Annotated in this window: 15 protein-coding genes; 10 read left to right on the forward strand and 5 right to left on the reverse strand. The window is 70.7% G+C overall.

All coding sequences use genetic code 11. From position 1 onward, the window contains the following. Positions 1-36: 36 nt before the first annotated feature. The gene (locus tag ACFYX3_RS27110; protein WP_389018336.1) at positions 37-618 is read left to right on the forward strand and encodes an ATP-binding protein; all 582 of its coding nucleotides are present in this window, start codon (positions 37-39) and stop codon (positions 616-618) included. A 232-nt stretch (positions 619-850) separates the two neighbouring features. After that, positions 851-1,318: an NUDIX hydrolase gene (locus ACFYX3_RS27115; RefSeq protein ID WP_389018339.1), complete on the forward strand. Its 468-nt coding sequence runs from the start codon at positions 851-853 to the stop codon at positions 1,316-1,318. An 11-nt stretch (positions 1,319-1,329) separates the two neighbouring features. Here ACFYX3_RS27115 and ACFYX3_RS27120 read toward each other — a convergent pair whose 3' ends face one another. Then, positions 1,330-4,467, reverse strand: coding sequence for a DUF3427 domain-containing protein (locus ACFYX3_RS27120; RefSeq protein ID WP_389018342.1), 3,138 nt, complete (start codon positions 4,465-4,467; stop codon positions 1,330-1,332). A gap of 92 nt (positions 4,468-4,559) precedes the next feature. After that, positions 4,560-5,561 (reverse strand): SEC-C metal-binding domain-containing protein, encoded by a 1,002-nt coding sequence (locus tag ACFYX3_RS27125; RefSeq protein WP_389018345.1) that lies wholly within the window; start codon positions 5,559-5,561, stop codon positions 4,560-4,562. A gap of 63 nt (positions 5,562-5,624) precedes the next feature. On the opposite strand from ACFYX3_RS27125, the gene ACFYX3_RS27130 reads away from it, so the two are divergent. The 3 genes from ACFYX3_RS27130 (at position 5,625) to ACFYX3_RS27140 (ending at position 7,990) form a co-directional block, all read left to right on the forward strand. Further along, a complete protein-coding gene (locus ACFYX3_RS27130) occupies positions 5,625-6,443 on the forward strand; it encodes a class E sortase (RefSeq protein ID WP_389018348.1) in 819 nt (272 codons plus the stop codon). Between the two features lie 162 nt (positions 6,444-6,605). After that, the gene (locus ACFYX3_RS27135; protein WP_389018351.1) at positions 6,606-7,031 is read left to right on the forward strand and encodes a hypothetical protein; all 426 of its coding nucleotides are present in this window, start codon (positions 6,606-6,608) and stop codon (positions 7,029-7,031) included. 83 nt (positions 7,032-7,114) lie between these two features. Beyond that, positions 7,115-7,990, forward strand: a complete 876-nt coding sequence (locus ACFYX3_RS27140; RefSeq protein ID WP_389018354.1) for a hypothetical protein — start codon at positions 7,115-7,117, stop codon at positions 7,988-7,990. 79 nt (positions 7,991-8,069) lie between these two features. Here the strand turns inward: ACFYX3_RS27140 and ACFYX3_RS27145 are convergent, their stop codons facing one another. Continuing rightward, positions 8,070-9,434: an MFS transporter gene (locus ACFYX3_RS27145; protein ID WP_389018357.1), complete on the reverse strand. Its 1,365-nt coding sequence runs from the start codon at positions 9,432-9,434 to the stop codon at positions 8,070-8,072. Positions 9,435-9,526: 92 nt separating this feature from the next. Here ACFYX3_RS27145 and ACFYX3_RS27150 point away from each other — a divergent pair, with 92 nt between their 5' ends. From ACFYX3_RS27150 to ACFYX3_RS27170, 5 genes are all read left to right on the forward strand, one after another. Continuing rightward, entirely contained in the window at positions 9,527-10,057 is a 531-nt protein-coding gene (locus tag ACFYX3_RS27150; RefSeq protein ID WP_389018360.1) for a winged helix-turn-helix transcriptional regulator, read from the forward strand. 84 nt (positions 10,058-10,141) lie between these two features. Next, positions 10,142-10,438, forward strand: coding sequence for a DUF6412 domain-containing protein (locus tag ACFYX3_RS27155; RefSeq protein WP_359510907.1), 297 nt, complete (start codon positions 10,142-10,144; stop codon positions 10,436-10,438). Positions 10,439-10,533: 95 nt separating this feature from the next. Further along, positions 10,534-11,253: a YidC/Oxa1 family membrane protein insertase gene (locus tag ACFYX3_RS27160; RefSeq protein WP_382658819.1), complete on the forward strand. Its 720-nt coding sequence runs from the start codon at positions 10,534-10,536 to the stop codon at positions 11,251-11,253. A 137-nt stretch (positions 11,254-11,390) separates the two neighbouring features. Beyond that, the gene (locus ACFYX3_RS27165) at positions 11,391-12,248 is read left to right on the forward strand and encodes a fumarylacetoacetate hydrolase family protein (RefSeq protein ID WP_389018365.1); all 858 of its coding nucleotides are present in this window, start codon (positions 11,391-11,393) and stop codon (positions 12,246-12,248) included. 94 nt (positions 12,249-12,342) lie between these two features. Then, on the forward strand, positions 12,343-13,968 hold the full coding sequence (locus tag ACFYX3_RS27170) for a choice-of-anchor A family protein (protein WP_389018368.1): 1,626 nt from the start codon (positions 12,343-12,345) through the stop codon (positions 13,966-13,968). On the opposite strand, the gene ACFYX3_RS27175 is transcribed toward ACFYX3_RS27170, so the two are convergent. Then, positions 13,940-14,416: a heme-degrading domain-containing protein gene (locus ACFYX3_RS27175; RefSeq protein ID WP_389018371.1), complete on the reverse strand. Its 477-nt coding sequence runs from the start codon at positions 14,414-14,416 to the stop codon at positions 13,940-13,942. The two genes, ACFYX3_RS27170 and ACFYX3_RS27175, sit on opposite strands and share 29 nt — an antisense overlap. Then, positions 14,413-15,537 (reverse strand): Gfo/Idh/MocA family oxidoreductase, encoded by a 1,125-nt coding sequence (locus ACFYX3_RS27180; protein WP_389018374.1) that lies wholly within the window; start codon positions 15,535-15,537, stop codon positions 14,413-14,415. The genes ACFYX3_RS27175 and ACFYX3_RS27180 overlap by 4 nt, the downstream gene beginning before the upstream one ends. Positions 15,538-15,551 lie beyond the last annotated feature (14 nt).

The following is a 15,551-nucleotide window of genomic DNA, read 5'->3' on the forward strand; positions in this document are numbered from 1 at the left end:
TTTGACGGGTTTGACGGCATCGAGGCCTCGGCAGGGATGCCCACCCATTGCGAATCGCGGTTCGCTGAGAGAACACGAAACCACCAACCGACGACGACGGGAGGGCAACTGGTGACTTTCAGCCACGTGGGTGACGAGGAAGGTCAAGTGGCCACGCGGGGACGCGAGGAGCCTGCACCCCCGCCCATTGGAGTCCTTGCCACGGCGGCTGTCACGTCTTGCCCGACAGGCCACCCCGCCTACTCGCAGAGCCTTCCGCGCGATGCGCGGAGCGCAGCGGTCGCTCGCCGGCTCGTCCGAACGGCGCTGGCTGTCTGGGGCCTGGATTCGTTGACCGAGAACGCCACGCTTGTGATCACTGAACTGGTCTCCAACGCGGTCGACCACAGTCGACTCCCATCGATCCGAGTGATCGTCTCCAGGCCTCTCACGAACAGGGTCCGCGTGGGCGTAGTCGACCGCTCCAGGACCGTCCCCATCCTGAGAGCAGACGCCGAGGGCGACAGCCTCCGGGGGCGAGGCTTGGTCCTAGTAGACGCGCTCGCCGAGGAGTGGGGCACCGAGCTGTACCGCTGGGGCAAGCAGGTTTGGGCCGAGCTGAAGGAGGACGAAGCGTGAAGGACGGGAAGCCCTGGGTGGGCGACCAGGTACACGGCGAGGCCACCGACGGAAGGCCATCGTGACCGACGTCCGAGGGGGCTCCGTGTACGTCCTGCGCCACGTCTGGGGCGGTGGCGACACCTGGGAGGCTGAGGACCCCGAGAAGCTCACGGTGACGGAACCCGCCGGCGGGTGGCAACACCATTCTCACCGGACGCCCGATCAGCCAGATCAGGAGAGATCGCCCCACATGGGCAGGACTGAGTATTACAACGACCCCAACGCCCCCAAGGCCAACACCCTCATCCCCGCCAGCAACCTGCTCGTCGTCGACGAAAGCGGCGCCATCCTCCTCCAGCGCCGCCGCGACACCGGCCAGTGGGCACTGCCAGGCGGCGCCCAGGACATCGGCGAGACGGCGGCCGAGTGCCCGGTACGCGAGTGCCTAGAGGAAACGGGGATTACTGCCGAAATCACCGGCTTCCTCGGCGTCTACACGAACCCCCGCCACATCGTGGCCTACACCGACGGCGAGATCCGCCAGCAGTACGAGAACACCTACATCGGCCGCCCCACCGGCGGCGAGCCCACCATCAACGACGAGGCCGACGGCGTCCGCTTCGTCCAGCCCGCCGACCTCGACCAGTACGACATCCACGCCGGCATGCGCCAGCAGATCGGCGACTACCTCGCCGGCACCTACCCCTACCTCGTCTGATTCGTGCCGCGCTATCCGACTGCGATGGCGGAGTAAGTCCAGACGTCGGCGGGGATTTCGTGGCGCAGATCCCAGGTGATCCCCATGGGCTTGCTGCCCTCGTGTTTGACGTAATCGGCCGGTCCCAGGAGCATCCAAGGCTGAGGGCCGCCGATGTCGGTCTTCTTGTAGCGGCGGACGAAGAGGAGGACGTGAGAGCCGTTCTCCCCGTGGGTTTGATAGCGGACGCCTGTGGGGGACGTCTCCGACGTCTGGTTCTGGGACTCCCAGTGGAAGCGCCTGTCGTTCAGTGCGTAGTCCCGGTAGCGGGTCTGCGGGGAGAAGTCCTTCTCGTCCTTCTCTAGCGTGATCAGTAGCGCGTCCGTCTGGATTTCTTCGCACCACTTGACCCCTTCCCGGAAGTGGCCCGGCATGAAGCCGCCGATGACCGACTGCCCCAGGGCAGGGAGGATTTCTTCCCGGCTGTAGGAGGCGTGGACCGTCAGGGGAAGGTCGGCGAGGGGGCCGAGAAGCGGGACCGGGACGTGATCGGTCCGGTCGAGGGTGTGGGCCAAGACCTGGCGAAGTTCATTGCGGAAGGCGTGCTGTGGGCGGAGCGAGTCCAGCGCCTCCTGGTAATCGGGGAAGCCGCCACCCAAGGGCCACAGCGAAAAGTAGAACATGCGGGCGTATGCGCGCTCGATTTCGGTGAGTTCACTGTAGGAAGGGGCTTCGTCCGCAAGGAGCTTCGTGTAGACGGCGACTCGCCGAGGGTCGTCGACATGCAGGAACGCGGATACGCGCTTCAGGAGCGTTTCTTCGCCTTCGGGGCCGACGCTGGGGAGCAAGTGTGAACGGCGCAGGAGGCCGGTCCAGGAATTGCCGCCCCTGTAGATTTCCTTGAGCTCGCGTCCGCTCTCGAACAGGTATGCCGAGAGCCGAGTCTCCCCGTACTGGCCTACCTCGCGAGCCAGCTGTGTGACGTTGACGCTGATCTGGCTGCGGATGTTGTCGATGATCAGTTCCTTGGCCTTCGACTCAAGGATGATCTGGCAGCCGGACGGCAGCTGCGGGAAGTCGTGCTCGATGTTGCCGAGGAGGCGGTTCCGCGTCAGGTTCGTCAGCGCGCGGAACTGCTCTTCGAAGCGGAACTCCTTGCGGTGCTGTCCGATGAAGTCCAGGACCGTGAGGACCGCCTTGTTCTGCGTGCGTCGGAGCCCGCGGCCCAGCTGCTGGAGGAAGACCGTGGCGCTGGAGGTCGGACGCAGCAGGAGGAGGGTGTCGACGTCCGGGATGTCCAAGCCTTCGTTGAAGAGGTCCACCGAGAAGATCACTTGGATCTCGCCGGTGCGCAGGGCAGCCAGCGCGGACTTGCGGTCCTCTTGAGGTGTTTCACCGGACAGCGCGACCGCCTTGAGGCCGGCGCGCCGGAAGAACTCTGCCATGAAGGTGGCGTGGGCGACGGAGACGCAGAAGCCGAGGGCACGCATTGCTCCCGGGTTGGCGACCTTGTCCCTTACAGCCTGCACGACGAGTCGGGCTCGGGCGTCATTGCCCGTGAACAGATCGCTGAGTGCCGCCGTGTCGTAGGCCCCGCGCTTCCATGCAACGGCGCTCATGTCCGTGGTGTCGGTGATGCCGAAGTAATGGAACGGGCTCAGGAGGTCGTTCTCCAGCGCCTCCCACAGCCGCATCTCCGCAGCGATGCGTCCGTCGAAGAACTCGTCCTGGACGTTGCGGCCGTCCATGCGCTCGGGAGTCGCGGTGAGTCCCAGGAACTCGACGGGACGGAAGTGGTCGATGATTTTTCGGTAGGTCGAGGAGACCCCGTGGTGGAACTCGTCGATGACGATGACGTCGAAGTGGTCGGGCGGCAGCTGCTCCAGCCTCTGCGGCTTCAGCGACTGCACGCTCGCGAAGACGTGCTGCCAACGGGCAGGTTCGAGCCCGCTGTGCAACTCTTCGCCGAAGTTGGCGTCCACGAGCACGTCCTGGTACGTGCGCAGCGACTGGCGCAGGATCTCCTGCCGGTGAGCGACGAACAGCAGACGCAGGTCGCGGCCGTGCTGCTGCCGCAGCTGCTTGTAGTCGAGCGCGGCCATGACGGTCTTTCCCGTGCCGGTGGCCGCCACGAGGAGGTTCTGGTGCCGGTCGTGGACCTCGCGCTCCACCTGGAGGCGTTCCAACATGTCCCGCTGGTGTGGGTACGGCCGTACCTCCAGACCCGAGAGCGTGATCGGCTGGTCCGTTGCTGTGCTCTTGCCGTGGCCGGCTACCCGGAGTGCTTCGCTGAGTCGCGCGGCGTCGCGATCGGGGTCGTACGTCTCGAAGGCGGGGTCACTCCAGTAGGCGTCGAAGGTCGCCTCGAACTTGCGGACCGCGTCCGGTGTTGCCACGGATGACAGACGAACGTTCCACTCCAGTCCGTCGAGCAGCGCCGCCTTCGACAGGTTGGAGCTGCCGACGTACGCCGTGTCGTATCCGCTGTCTCGACGGAACAGCCAGGCCTTGGCGTGGAGGCGGGTCGAGCGGAGCTCGTAGTTGACCTTCACCTCGGCGTTGAAGCGCTGCACGAGACGGTCGAGGGCCTGCCGCTCAGTTGCCCCGATGTAGGTCGTCGTGATGACCCGGATCGGGACGCCCCGCGCATGAGCTGCTTCAAGCGACTGCTCTATGACCCGCAGTCCGTGCCACTTCACGAAGGCACAGAGCAGGTCCACCCGGTCGGCCGTGGCCAGCTCTGCCCGCAGCTCGAATCCAAGGTTGGGGTCCTCCGGCGCATTGGTGAGGAGGGCTGCCTCCGCCAGCGGGGTGGCAGGCCGGATCCGATAGACGCCTTCGGCTTCCTGCTCCGCGACTGCAAGGAGCTGGCGGGGGCCCTCGGCAACGAGCTCCACCCATTCGCGGGCGCCCTCGATGGTGTTCATCGATTCGAGGATGTGGTTGGCCGCATGCACGTGTTCGGATGCAGGAAGCCGCTCCAGGATGCGGCGCACCGTATCGGACACGTGCTTCGCAAGGACGCGCGGGGAGGACTCGGGGCCGACGACGTCGTCGATCGCATGCCGACCACGATCTGCGAGCTCCTTGAGCTGTGCTTCGAGCCGCAGAGTTATCAACTGCTCGTAGAGACCCGAGACAGGCCCGCTGGAGTCCGACAGCTCGCTCATCGATTTCCCCTCCCGTGATCAACCGCACCATTGGTACCAGGCGTCACCGACAAACTCTCGAAGATGCGCCAGACCGGTGGTGGGTGGGCTGGTCACTCCGCCCCGTGGCACTCCCCATACGTCCTCCCCGACCCGCACCAGCACTCCGCCGAGCGCGTCGGCGGCCAGGCCGTCGCTCGGGCCCGGGCCGCCAGGGTCGTGGCGTACTGGGGGAGGAGGTCCGCGTTCGACGGGGAGGTGGCTTCTGAGGCGGCGAAGGCTTCGTAGGAGGGGACCGTGGCCCGGACGATGCCCAGGTTCGGGGTGCCGGCCGCGGCCAGTTCTCGGAGGGACGCCTCGATGTCCGTCAGGTGGGCTCGGTACGTGGGGTACTCCGCCTCCAGTTCCGGGTACGCGGCCAGGAGCTCGTCCAGTTCCCGTTCCGGCCAGTGCAGGACCGCGACCGGGAACGGGCGGGAGAGGGCCGTGCGGTACGTGCCCAGTTCCGAGCGGAGGCGGGCGATCTCCGCCTGGAGCTCCGTCGGGTCCGAGGAGCCGAGCGACCACAGGCGCTTCGGGTCGTGCAGTTCGTCCAGCCCGACCGTGCCCGTGTGCAGGCGGTCCGCCCTGTCGTCCCAGGCGTCGTGAGGGAGCGCCAGCATCCGGCGGATTCGGTGGCGGGTGGTGATCAGGGACCGGGTGGGGTGGGGGAGGTCCTCCGGCGGAAGCGTGGCCAGGAGCGTTGTCGCTTCTGTGAGGGTGGACTCCGCCGCTTCCAGTTCGTCGTGTGCCTCCAGCGTCTCCGCCGTGATCTCCCAGGCCGTCGCGTCCGTCGGCTTCGTCCGCCTGAGGCCGTCGATGATCGCCCGGGCCTCCGCCTCGTGCCCGTACTCCCACAGGTTCGCCGCCTTCAGCGCCCTGATCAGGTGCGGGTTCGCCGGCTGCCCGGCGAGCAGTTCGTCGTACAAGGCCGTCGCGCCCTCGCGGTCTCCCGCCAGTTCCCGGTGGGCCGCGGCCTGGAGGTAGAGGGGCTCCCGGTCTCCCGGGTACTGCGCTGCCGTGCGCAGCAGACGCTCGGCTTCGGTCGTGTGGGCGGCAGGCGTGTCAGGGCGCATGCCCTTCACCGTACTGCTGTACGGGCCTGGAGAGTTGGCGCCTCAGCGCTTATCGTGCCCCGCGTGCGGGCCAGGGTGCGGGAGCGGGTGCCGGTCGTCGTCCAGACGGGAGGACGATCCCGTACGGGCGCACGCGCGCTGTGGCTGGCCGCCGAGACCGCCGTCACCTGCGGGGTTCTCATCCTGCTTCTCGTCGTCCACCAACTCTGGTGGACCAATCGGGAGGCCCGCGCCGAGGCCCTAGACCAGGTGCGCGTCCTGGAGCGGGAGTGGGACATCTCTCCGGTTCCCGGGTCCGTTTCCGGGATCGAGGACGAGGCGGCCGATGTGGGTGAGGCGGAGGGGGTGCCCTCTGCCGGGTCCTCGGCAGAGCCTTCCGTGGGGGCCCCGGTCGAGGACACGCCCCCTGCCTCCGCGTCCTCCGCGCCCTCTCCTTCCGCCGCCTTCGCCGTCCTCCGGGTCCCCCGGCTCGGGCTCACCGTCCCCGTCGCCGAAGGCGTCTCCAAGCGGTCCGTCCTCGACAAGGGGTACGTCGGGCACTACCCCGGCACCGCCGGTCCCGGGCGCGTCGGGAACTTCGCCCTCGCCGGGCACCGGAACACCCACGGCGAGCCCTTTCGGTACATCAACCGGCTCGGGGAGGGGGACCGGATTCTCGTGCGCACGCGTGCGCGTACCTATGTCTATCGCGTCGATCTCGTGCTGCCGGCCACCTCTCCCCGTGATGTCGGGGTCATCCGGGACGTGCCCCGGTCCCTCGTCAAGCCCTCTTACGGGTACGCGGAACCGGGCGCCTATCTCACCCTCACCACCTGCACCCCCGAGTTCAGCAGCGCCTACCGGCTCGTCGTCTGGGCGAAGCTCGTCTCGACACGGGGCTAGCGACCGCCTGTTCGGCTGTCCCGGGCGTCCCGGGCGTCCCGGGTGTGCGGCGAGACGACGGAATGCCTGATTCCTCCGGCAAGGATTCGATCCGGCCCGGCAAGGTCCCGATCACTGCCGGGCGGACGTGGATCCATCCGTTGAATCTCAAGGAGTGACGACATGCGTCGTATCCGTACGATCACGCTGACCTCGGGCGCCCTCGCTCTGGCAGGTCTCGCCGCCACCTCCGTGGCCCTCGCGCCGGCCGCCTCGGCGTCGGCCCAGGGGTGCATCGTCTCCAGCATCACCACCGGCGGCTACGCGCAGCAGGGCACGATCGTCACCAAGGCCTCCAGCGGCTGCCTCGACCTCAATCTGACCTACTCGTACAACGCCGGCAGCCGCACGTACGACTACTACGGCGGCCGCTACAAGAAGGCCGACGGGACCTGGGTCACCGGTTCCAAGGGGTACGTCCAGGCGTGGGACGGCTACCACAGCATCAACGACTCGACGATGACGCTGGTCACCGACCTCTCCGCCGGTACGCAGTTCAGCGTCGCCAGCTACATGGACGGCGGCGACAGCGTGCAGATCACCCACTGACCCGTCGGTCGTCGGACGTGCCGTGGGGCCGCTCGCAGGGCGGCCCCACGGTCCCCGGAGCAAGCGCGAAGGTGTGGAGTGTCATGCTGCAGAAGAGGCGGGTCGTCGCCGCGGTCCTCGGCGTCGTCCTGTGGGCGGGGGCGACGGCTTGCGGAGCCTCCGCGCCGGGGGCCTCCGCGCCTTCCCGTTCCCTCCCGTCGGACGATGCGCGGCCCCCGGGTGTCCGGAAGGGAGTGCCGCGGGACATCACGGCCATGGTCCTGCCCGCGTCCGGTGCCGACACCCGGCTGACCCGGGGGCTCGACGGCTTCGCGCAGATGCTCGGCCACGCGCGGCTCCGCGCGTGCGTCCAGCGGCAGGGGGTGAACCTCCCGGACGTCCCCCCGCCAGCGTACATCGGCTGGGCCGACCTCCCCGACCTGGAGTTCATCGGGCGCCACGGCCTCACCCTGAGCGTCCCGGTGCCGCAGACGGAACCACCGGTGGCGGCCGGCCGGAACGACCCGGCGGCACAACGGCGCTGTGAGCAGGACGCCCGCGCCGTCACCAAGGAGTTCAAGGACGTCTACGGCCCGCTCCAGTCGAAGTGGTGGCCCGAGGTCTCCGCGGTCCGTGACGACCCCCGGTCCCGCGAGGCCCTGCGGGGACTCCCCGGCTGTCTCGACGGGTACGGCATCCACGTCGACGACCAGGAGGGCTTCTTCGCCCTGGTCGACCGCACGGTCCAGGGCATCGAGGACGCGAGCGAGGCCGCCCGCGCCGACCGGCGGCTCGGGGCTGCGTACTCCGTGTGCATGGCCCCGGTGGAGGCCGTACGGGAGCCGCTGCTCAGCAGTCGCCGAACGGCCTTCCGGGCGGCTCACGCCGACGAGATCGCCGCCTTGCAGCGAACGCTGCCTTCCCGCATCCGCGCGCTCGAACGGCGCTACGGGGTCGGTTTCGCCCAGCCCGTCCCGTGAGCCCGTGCGAACCCGCGTGTCGAAGCGGACGTCCTTCCGCGGCACCTTCGTCCGGCACGCCCGCGCGGGGACCGTGAACTCACCGGCGCCCCCTCCCCAGGACGAGTGTCAGCGCCGCGCCTGTCAGTGCCAGGGCCGCCGCCACCACGAGCGCCGTGTCCGGGCCCGTCGTCACCAGGGCCAGGGTCAGGGCCACCCCGGCCGAGGAGCCGATGTAGCGGGCGGTGTTGTTGGCGCCCGAGCCCATCGCCGCCTGCTCCGGCGGTACCGAGTCGACCGCGAGGCGGGGCAGCGCCGCGTTCAGGAGGCCGCTGCCCGCGCCCGCCACCAGGAGGCCGGGGAGGAGGTGCTGCCAGGGGCCTTCCAGGCCGCCCAGGAGGGCGAGGATCCCCGCCGCGGAGAGTGTGAAGCCCACGGCCAGCTGGTGCGTCGCGGAGAGGCGGCCCGACAGTCGGCGGGCCTGCAGTGCTGCCACGAACGCCGTGCCCGACCAGAGGAGGAACAGGCATGCCGAGCCCAGCGGTGACATCCCCGCCCCGTTCTGGAGCAGCGCCGGCACCACGCTGAACAGGCCGATCACCGCCAGGCCCGTGAACAGCGCCCCCAGCGTCGACGCCAGGAACGCCGGCCGTCGCAGCAGCGCCAGGTCGACCATGGGCGTGCGGCTCCGGTGCTCGACCGTCACGAACAGTGCCGTCAGAGCGGCGGAGGCCAGCAGCAGGAGTCCCACCGGGGGGCGCAGCCAGCCGTCCCGGCCGAGGGTGAGTGCGGTGAGCAGTGCCGCCAGGGCCAGGCCGAGGGTCAGGGCTCCGGCGATGTCGGGGCGGCCCTTTGCCGTCGGCGCCCCGTCCCGCGCCAGCGTCCTCGTCCCCGTCGCCGCGATCACCAGCGCCGCCGCGCCCAGCGTCTCGTACGCCAGCTGCCAGTCGACCAGGCTCAGCGCGCCCGCCAGGAGTGGGCCGAGGGCGATGCCCGCGCTGACGGACGCGCCCCAGATCCCGGTGGCCTTGATCCGGTCCCGGCCCGCCGGGTACGCGTGTGCGAGGAGGCCCAGGCTGCCCGCCAGGACGGCCGCGCTCGCCGCTCCCTGGGCGATCCGGGCCAGGGTGAAGGTGAGCGTGGAGTCGGCGAAGGCGCCGAGCGCTGTCGTCAGGCCCAGGGCGAGGGTGCCCAGGAGGAAGATCCGGCGCCTTCCGTGCGCGTCCGCGAGGCTGCCCGCCACCAGGAGGAGGACGGCCAGGCCGAGCGGGGTGCCGTTGAGCAGCCAGGCCTGCGCCGAGGCCGGGGTCCCGAAGGCGGCGGCCATGTCCGGGAGGGTCAGCATCGGGGCCGTGTAGTTCATCAGCGCGATCGCCGTGGCGGCCGCCGTGACGGCGAGGGTGGCCCGTGGGCGGGTCGTGAGGGTGCCCGGCGTGGTGTGGGCCGTGGTGACTAGCGGGGGCATGGCAGGGACCTCCACCCCTTAGGTTCGGTGAATGAACCTTACGTTAGCAGCTAGGTTCGGTGAATGAACCTGTGGTGGGTACGATGGGTTCCATGGCTCTCGGCAAGGACTACTCCCAGCAGCAGTGCTCCATCGCCCGCGCCCTGGAGGTCGTCGGCGAACGCTGGACCCTGCTCGTCGTCCGCGACGTCTTCTACGGCGTCCGGCGCTACAACGACTTCCTCGTCCACCTCGGCATCCCCCGCGCCGTCCTCGCCGCCCGCCTCCAGGCCCTCGTCGACGCCGGCGTCCTCGACAGGCGGCGCTACCAGGAGTCGCCCCCGCGCGACGAGTACGTGCTCACCGAGCGCGGCCTCGCCCTCTGGCCCGTCCTGCGCTCGCTGGGGCGGTGGGGGCGCGAGGAGCTGCCCGGCGCCGTGCCCGTGCGGCACTTCCACCACGTCGACTGCGGCACGGAGCTCGGACCGTACGGCGAGTGCCCGGCCTGCCGGGTCCCCGTGCCCCCCGCCGACATCGAGATGCGGCCCGGCGCCGGCGTCGACCCGGACCCCGCCGATCCCGTCAGCCGCGCCCTCCTCCGGCCCCGCCGCCTCCTCGTCCCCCTGGAGTACGTGAACTCATGAGTGAGCAGGGCGTGGGAACTTTCCGGTCCTCCCGTGCGTCTTGCCCCTGAGACGGTCGACCGGTCGAGAGGAGGTGGTGTCGGGATGTCCGCCAGGGATCTGGTTCTGCGCGTCGTCGCGCCGCTGTTCTTCCTGCTCGCCCTCGCCGACCTGCTCCTCTCCGACGGCGGTGGTCTCTCCGCCGCCTTCGCCCTCGCCGCGACCGGCCTCGTCCTCGCCCTCTTCGGCGCCCGTACGGCCCCTGCCGTGCCGCCCCACGCCGTCCGCACCGCCATACGCGACCGCGAGCGGCGCACCGCCTTCCTGCCCCAGCGCGACCCCGACGCCGCAGGCCGTCGCAGACCCCGCGCTCCCGGCCGTCCCCTCCCGACGGCCGCTTAGGAAGCTCGTAGCACCTCAAGCAGTAAGCACCTTCGCGGATCCGTCATGCCGAATTTCCCTGCTCCCGGCACGACGAGACCCCTCGGAGGGCTCCCTTGAACGTCTTCGCATCCCTGGTCGAGCGGCTCGCCGACCTGCTTCAGCCGCTCTTCGCCACCACCGCCACCGCCGCCGCGATCGTCCTCTTCACCATGCTCGTACGGGCCGCGATCCACCCGCTCTCCCGTGCCGCCGCCCGCGGCCAGAAGGCCCGTACCCGGCTCGCCCCGCAGCTCGCCGCGCTGAGGAAGAAGCACGCCAAGAACCCCGAGCGGATGCAGAAGGCGATCATGGAGCTGCACGCCGAGGAGAAGGTGTCGCCGCTCGCCGGCTGCCTGCCGAGCCTGCTCCAGGCGCCCGCGTTCTTCCTCATGTTCCATCTGTTCTCCAGCGGGCGGATGGCCGGGCACAGTCTCTTCGCCGCCCCGCTCGGTGATCACTACGCCGACGCCCTCGCCGACGGCGGCGTCTTCGGTCCGGCCGGCCTCGTCTACCTCGTGCTCTTCGCGATCGTCGCCACCGTCGCCACGTACAACTACCTCCGGGCCAGGCGGCAGCCGGCGCCGGTCGCCGTGGACGCCGACCAGCCGGGTGCCGCCGTGGCCGCGGGCATGGCCCGGTACCTGCCGCTGCTCTCCTTCGCGACCCTGATCTCCGTCGCGGTCGTGCCGCTCGCCGCCGCGCTCTACATCGTCACGAGCACCGCGTGGACCGCCGTCGAGCGGGCCTTCCTCTACCGGGACATGCCGCAGGCCGCCCTGGTTACTCCCGCGTAAGGGTCCAGTGTGTGAACGGGGTCTTGCAGACTGACCCGTTCTCTTGGAGGATCGACCAATCCTCCGATGGCCGCACTCCATCGGCCGGGGCACCCTCAGGGCCCGTCCGGGCCCACCTCGACCACAGGGAGAAGACCATGAAGCTGCTGCGTGTCGGCCCACCGGGAGCCGAGCGTCCCGCCCTGCTCGACCAGGACGGAACCCTCCGCGATCTGTCCGCCCTCGTCGACGACATCGACGGCAGTCTGCTCGCCGACGCCTCCGCCCTCGACCGCGTCCGGGGCGCCGCGGCCGCCGGAGTGCTGCCCGCGCTCGACGCGACCGGGCTGCGCGTCGGCCCGCCGGTCGGCCGCATCGGCAAGGTCGTGTGCATCGGGCTGAACTACCACGGCCACGCCGCCGAGACCGGCCAGGCCACCCCCGCCGAGCCCGTCGTCTTCCTCAAAGCCGCCGACACCGTCGTCGGGCCGGACGACACCGTGCTCGTACCGCGCGGCTCCGTGAAGACCGACTGGGAGGTCGAGCTCGCGATCGTCATCGGCCGCACCGCCCGCTACCTGGAGACCGACGAGGAGGCCCTCGCCCACGTCGCCGGATACGCGGTGGCGCACGACGTCTCCGAGCGCGAGTTCCAGATCGAGCGCGGCGGCACCTGGGACAAGGGCAAGAACTGCGAGACCTTCAACCCGCTCGGCCCCTGGCTCGTCACCGCCGACGAGGTCCCGGACCCGCAGGACCTCGGCCTGAAACTGTGGGTCAACGGCGAGCTCAAGCAGGACGGCCACACCTCGGACCAGATCTTCCCCGTCGCCGAGGTCGTCCGGTACGTCAGCCGGTTCATGACCCTGTACCCGGGCGACGTCATCAACACCGGCACGCCCGCCGGCGTCGCCATGGGCCGGCCCGAGCCCAAGCCGTACCTGCGCCCCGGTGACGTCGTCGAGCTGGAGGTCGAGGGCCTCGGCCGGCAGCGGCAGGAGCTCAAGGGCGCCTGAAGCCGCGCGATGCGCGTGACCGTACGGGTGTGAAAGCGGCGGCGCTCCGCGTGGAGCGTCGCCGTTTTCGCACCCATTTTGCATATTTTCCGACATGGATCGCATCGTGTACGAGCGCCGGCGTGACCGGCGCCGTCTCGCCCTCATCGCCGCCTCCACCGTCGGGGCCACCGCCCTCGTCGGCGCGCTCGCCGTCACCGGCCACGCCGACCCGCTGCCCGGCGGCCTCGGCCCCTGCAAGCCGGGCAACTGTCCCCCGAAGTACCCCGACGACAACGGCAGCGGCCCCGTCGTCCATCGCGACGACAACATCAACGTCTTCGTCGGCGGCGACTTCCTCGTCCGCGAGGCCGCGGCCGAGGCCGAGGGCAAGGTCGTCGTCCTCGGCGCCTTCGACCAGAAGAAGAAGGCGGGCGTCTCCGCCGTCTACAACGTCGGCGTCGCCGGCGTCGGCTCGCGCGTCCCGCCCGACGACGGCACCGACTTCCTCACCGTCGGCAAGAGCGTCACGGTCGCCGACCAGCAGCGCCTGCTCGCCGAGGAGGGCACCGTCCACGGCCTCGTGAAGTACGGGACCACCGTCTCCGGCACGGTGAGCCCGACCCCGGTCCACCAAGCCACGGCCGCCCACCCGTACCGGCCGCTCCGGGACCAGCTCACCGACGCCAGCCAGTGCTACGCGTACGTGAACGGCGCCTCCCGCACTCCCACCGGCACCGCCGTCAACAGGGACTACGAGACCCTCTTCACGGGCGACGGCACCTCGGCGCTCCAGGTCTTCAACGCCGACTTCGACCTGGAGTCGGCCAACGGCGGTCAGCAGGGCATCCGCTTCGACGAGATCCCCGCCTCCGCGACGGTCCTCGTCAACGTCCTCGGCATCGACCGCACCGTCGACTCGTACATCAACCAGCTGCCGGACGGTCTGCGCGAGCGGGTCCTGTGGAACTTCCCCGACGCCACGACGGTCAAGTTCGAGGGCGGGGCCCAGTTCGCGGGCAGCGTGCTCATCGGCAACCAGGACAGTACGACGACGGTGACGATGCCCGGCATGAACGGCCGCTTCTTCACCACCGGCAACCTGACGCACACCTCGGAGGCCAACGGGGGCGGCGGCCAGGAGATCCACGCCTATCCGTTCAACGGTGACCTGCCGTCGTGTACGGACGCGACGCCTACGCCGACGCCGACTCCCACGGCTACGGAGCCGACTCCTACGCCGACGGAGCCCACGCCGACGCCGACCGATCCCACTCCCACGCCGACGGAGCCGACCCCGACTCCGACCGATCCCACGCCGACGCCGACCGATCCCACTCCCACGCCGACGGAGCCGACTCCTACGCCGTCGGAGCCGACCCCGACTCCGACCGAGCCGACTCCTACGTCGACGGAGCCGACTCCCACTCCGACCGCGCCGACCCCCACCCCGACCCACCCCACCCCGACCCCCACGCCCACCGACCACACCACCGGTGGCTGGTCGAGCGGTGGGTCGGACGGTGGCGGATGGACCGGTGGCGGATCGGCCGACGGTGGCGGTGACCCCGGTGGTCACGGCGACTCCGGCGGCAACCACGGGCCCGACGGCCCCCACGGTGAGCTGCCCGGCACCGGCGCCGGCACCGGGGAGATCGTCATGGGCGCCACCGCGGTCGGCCTCGCCCTCGGTGGTGCCGCCCTGGTGTTCGTCAGTCGTCGGCGGAGGCGTACGAGCTGAGCAGTCGCTCCAGCGCCTCGACGACCAGCGCGTGATCCTCGGCCTGCGGTAGCCCCGAGACCGTGACCGATCCGATCACGCCCGCGCCCTCGACCCCGATCGGGAACGAACCGCCGTGGGCGGCGTACCGGTCGGGGTCGAGGCGCGAGGACGCCTCGAAGGTCGTCCCCTTGGCCCGGAAGCGGGCCCCGACCAGGAACGAGCTCTCGCCGTACCGCTCGACGACCCTCCGCTTGCGGTCGATCCAGGCGTCGTTGTCCGCGCTGGACCCCGGCAGCGCGCAGTGGAACAGCTGCTGCGCGCCCCGCCGGATGTCGATCGCGACGGGGGCCTTCCGCTCCCGGGCCAGGTCGGTGAGGAGGGTGCCGAGCGTCCACGCGTCCTCGTACGTGAACCGGGGGAGCGTCAGGCGGGCCTCCTGGGCCGCGAGTTCGGCGATCTCGGTCACAGCTTCACCAGGATTCCCTCGCGGGCCGAGCGTCGCGCCGCCTCCAGGACGTCGAGGGCGGCGGCCGCCTCGTGCGCGGTGACCGGGTTCTCGCCGGTGCCGCGCACGGCGGCGGCGACGGCCGCGTAGTACGCCGGGTAGTCGCCCGGCAGCGACTCGACGGGCGTGCCGCCGCCGCTCAGCGGCGACTCCCCGGAGCCGAGCCGGCCCCACAGTTCCTCGGGCTCGGTGCCCCAGGCGGTGCCGGGTTCCGGCCGCAGTCCCTCGCGGAGGGCCGCCTCCTGGGGGTCGAGTCCGTACTTCACGAAGCCCGCGCGCTGCCCGAGCACCCGGAAGCGGGGGCCGAGCTGGGCGGTGGTGGCGCTCACGTACAGGTGGGAGCGGACGCCGTTCGTGTGGGTGAGCGCGAGGAACGTGTCGTCGTCGGCCTCGGCGCCCGGCCGGCGCACGTCCGACTCGGCGTACACCGAGACGACCGGGCCGAAGAGCACGAGGGCCTGGTCGACGACGTGGCTGCCCAGGTCGTAGAGCAGCCCGCCGATCTCCTCGGGTGCGCCGGACTCGCGCCAGCCGCCCTTGGGCTGCGGGCGCCACCGCTCGAAGCGGGACTCGAAGCGCTGGACCTCGCCGAGCGCGTCCTCGTCGAGGAGCCGGCGGAGGGTGAGGAAGTCGGCGTCCCAGCGGCGGTTCTGGAAGACCGAGAGCAGCAGGCCGCGCTCCTCGGCGAGGGCGGCGAGCGCGCGGGCCTCGGCGGCCGTCCCGGCGAGCGGCTTGTCGACGACGACCGGCAGGCCGGCCTCCAGGGCGGCGGTGGCGACGGCGACGTGCGTCTTGTTGGGGGAGGCGACGACGATCAGGTCGAGGTCGTCGGCCCCCTGCTCCCACAGCTCCTCGGGGCGGGCGACGACCCGGACGCCGGGGTGGGCGGCACGGGCCTCGGCGGCCCGCTCGGGGTTGCCGGTGGTGACGGCGGCGAGGACGAGGTCCTCGGAGGCGGCGATCAGCGGGGCGTGGAAGACGGAGCCCGCGAGGCCGTAGCCGACGAGTCCGACGCGGAGCGGGGGGCGGGGGGCGGTGTCACCCGTGCCGGAGTCAGTGTCGGTCATGCCAGTGCCAGTCATGGATTCCACTTAAG

Source organism: Streptomyces sp. NPDC002463 (genome assembly GCF_042889835.1).
GTDB classification, from domain to species: domain Bacteria; phylum Actinomycetota; class Actinomycetes; order Streptomycetales; family Streptomycetaceae; genus Streptomyces; species Streptomyces nymphaeiformis.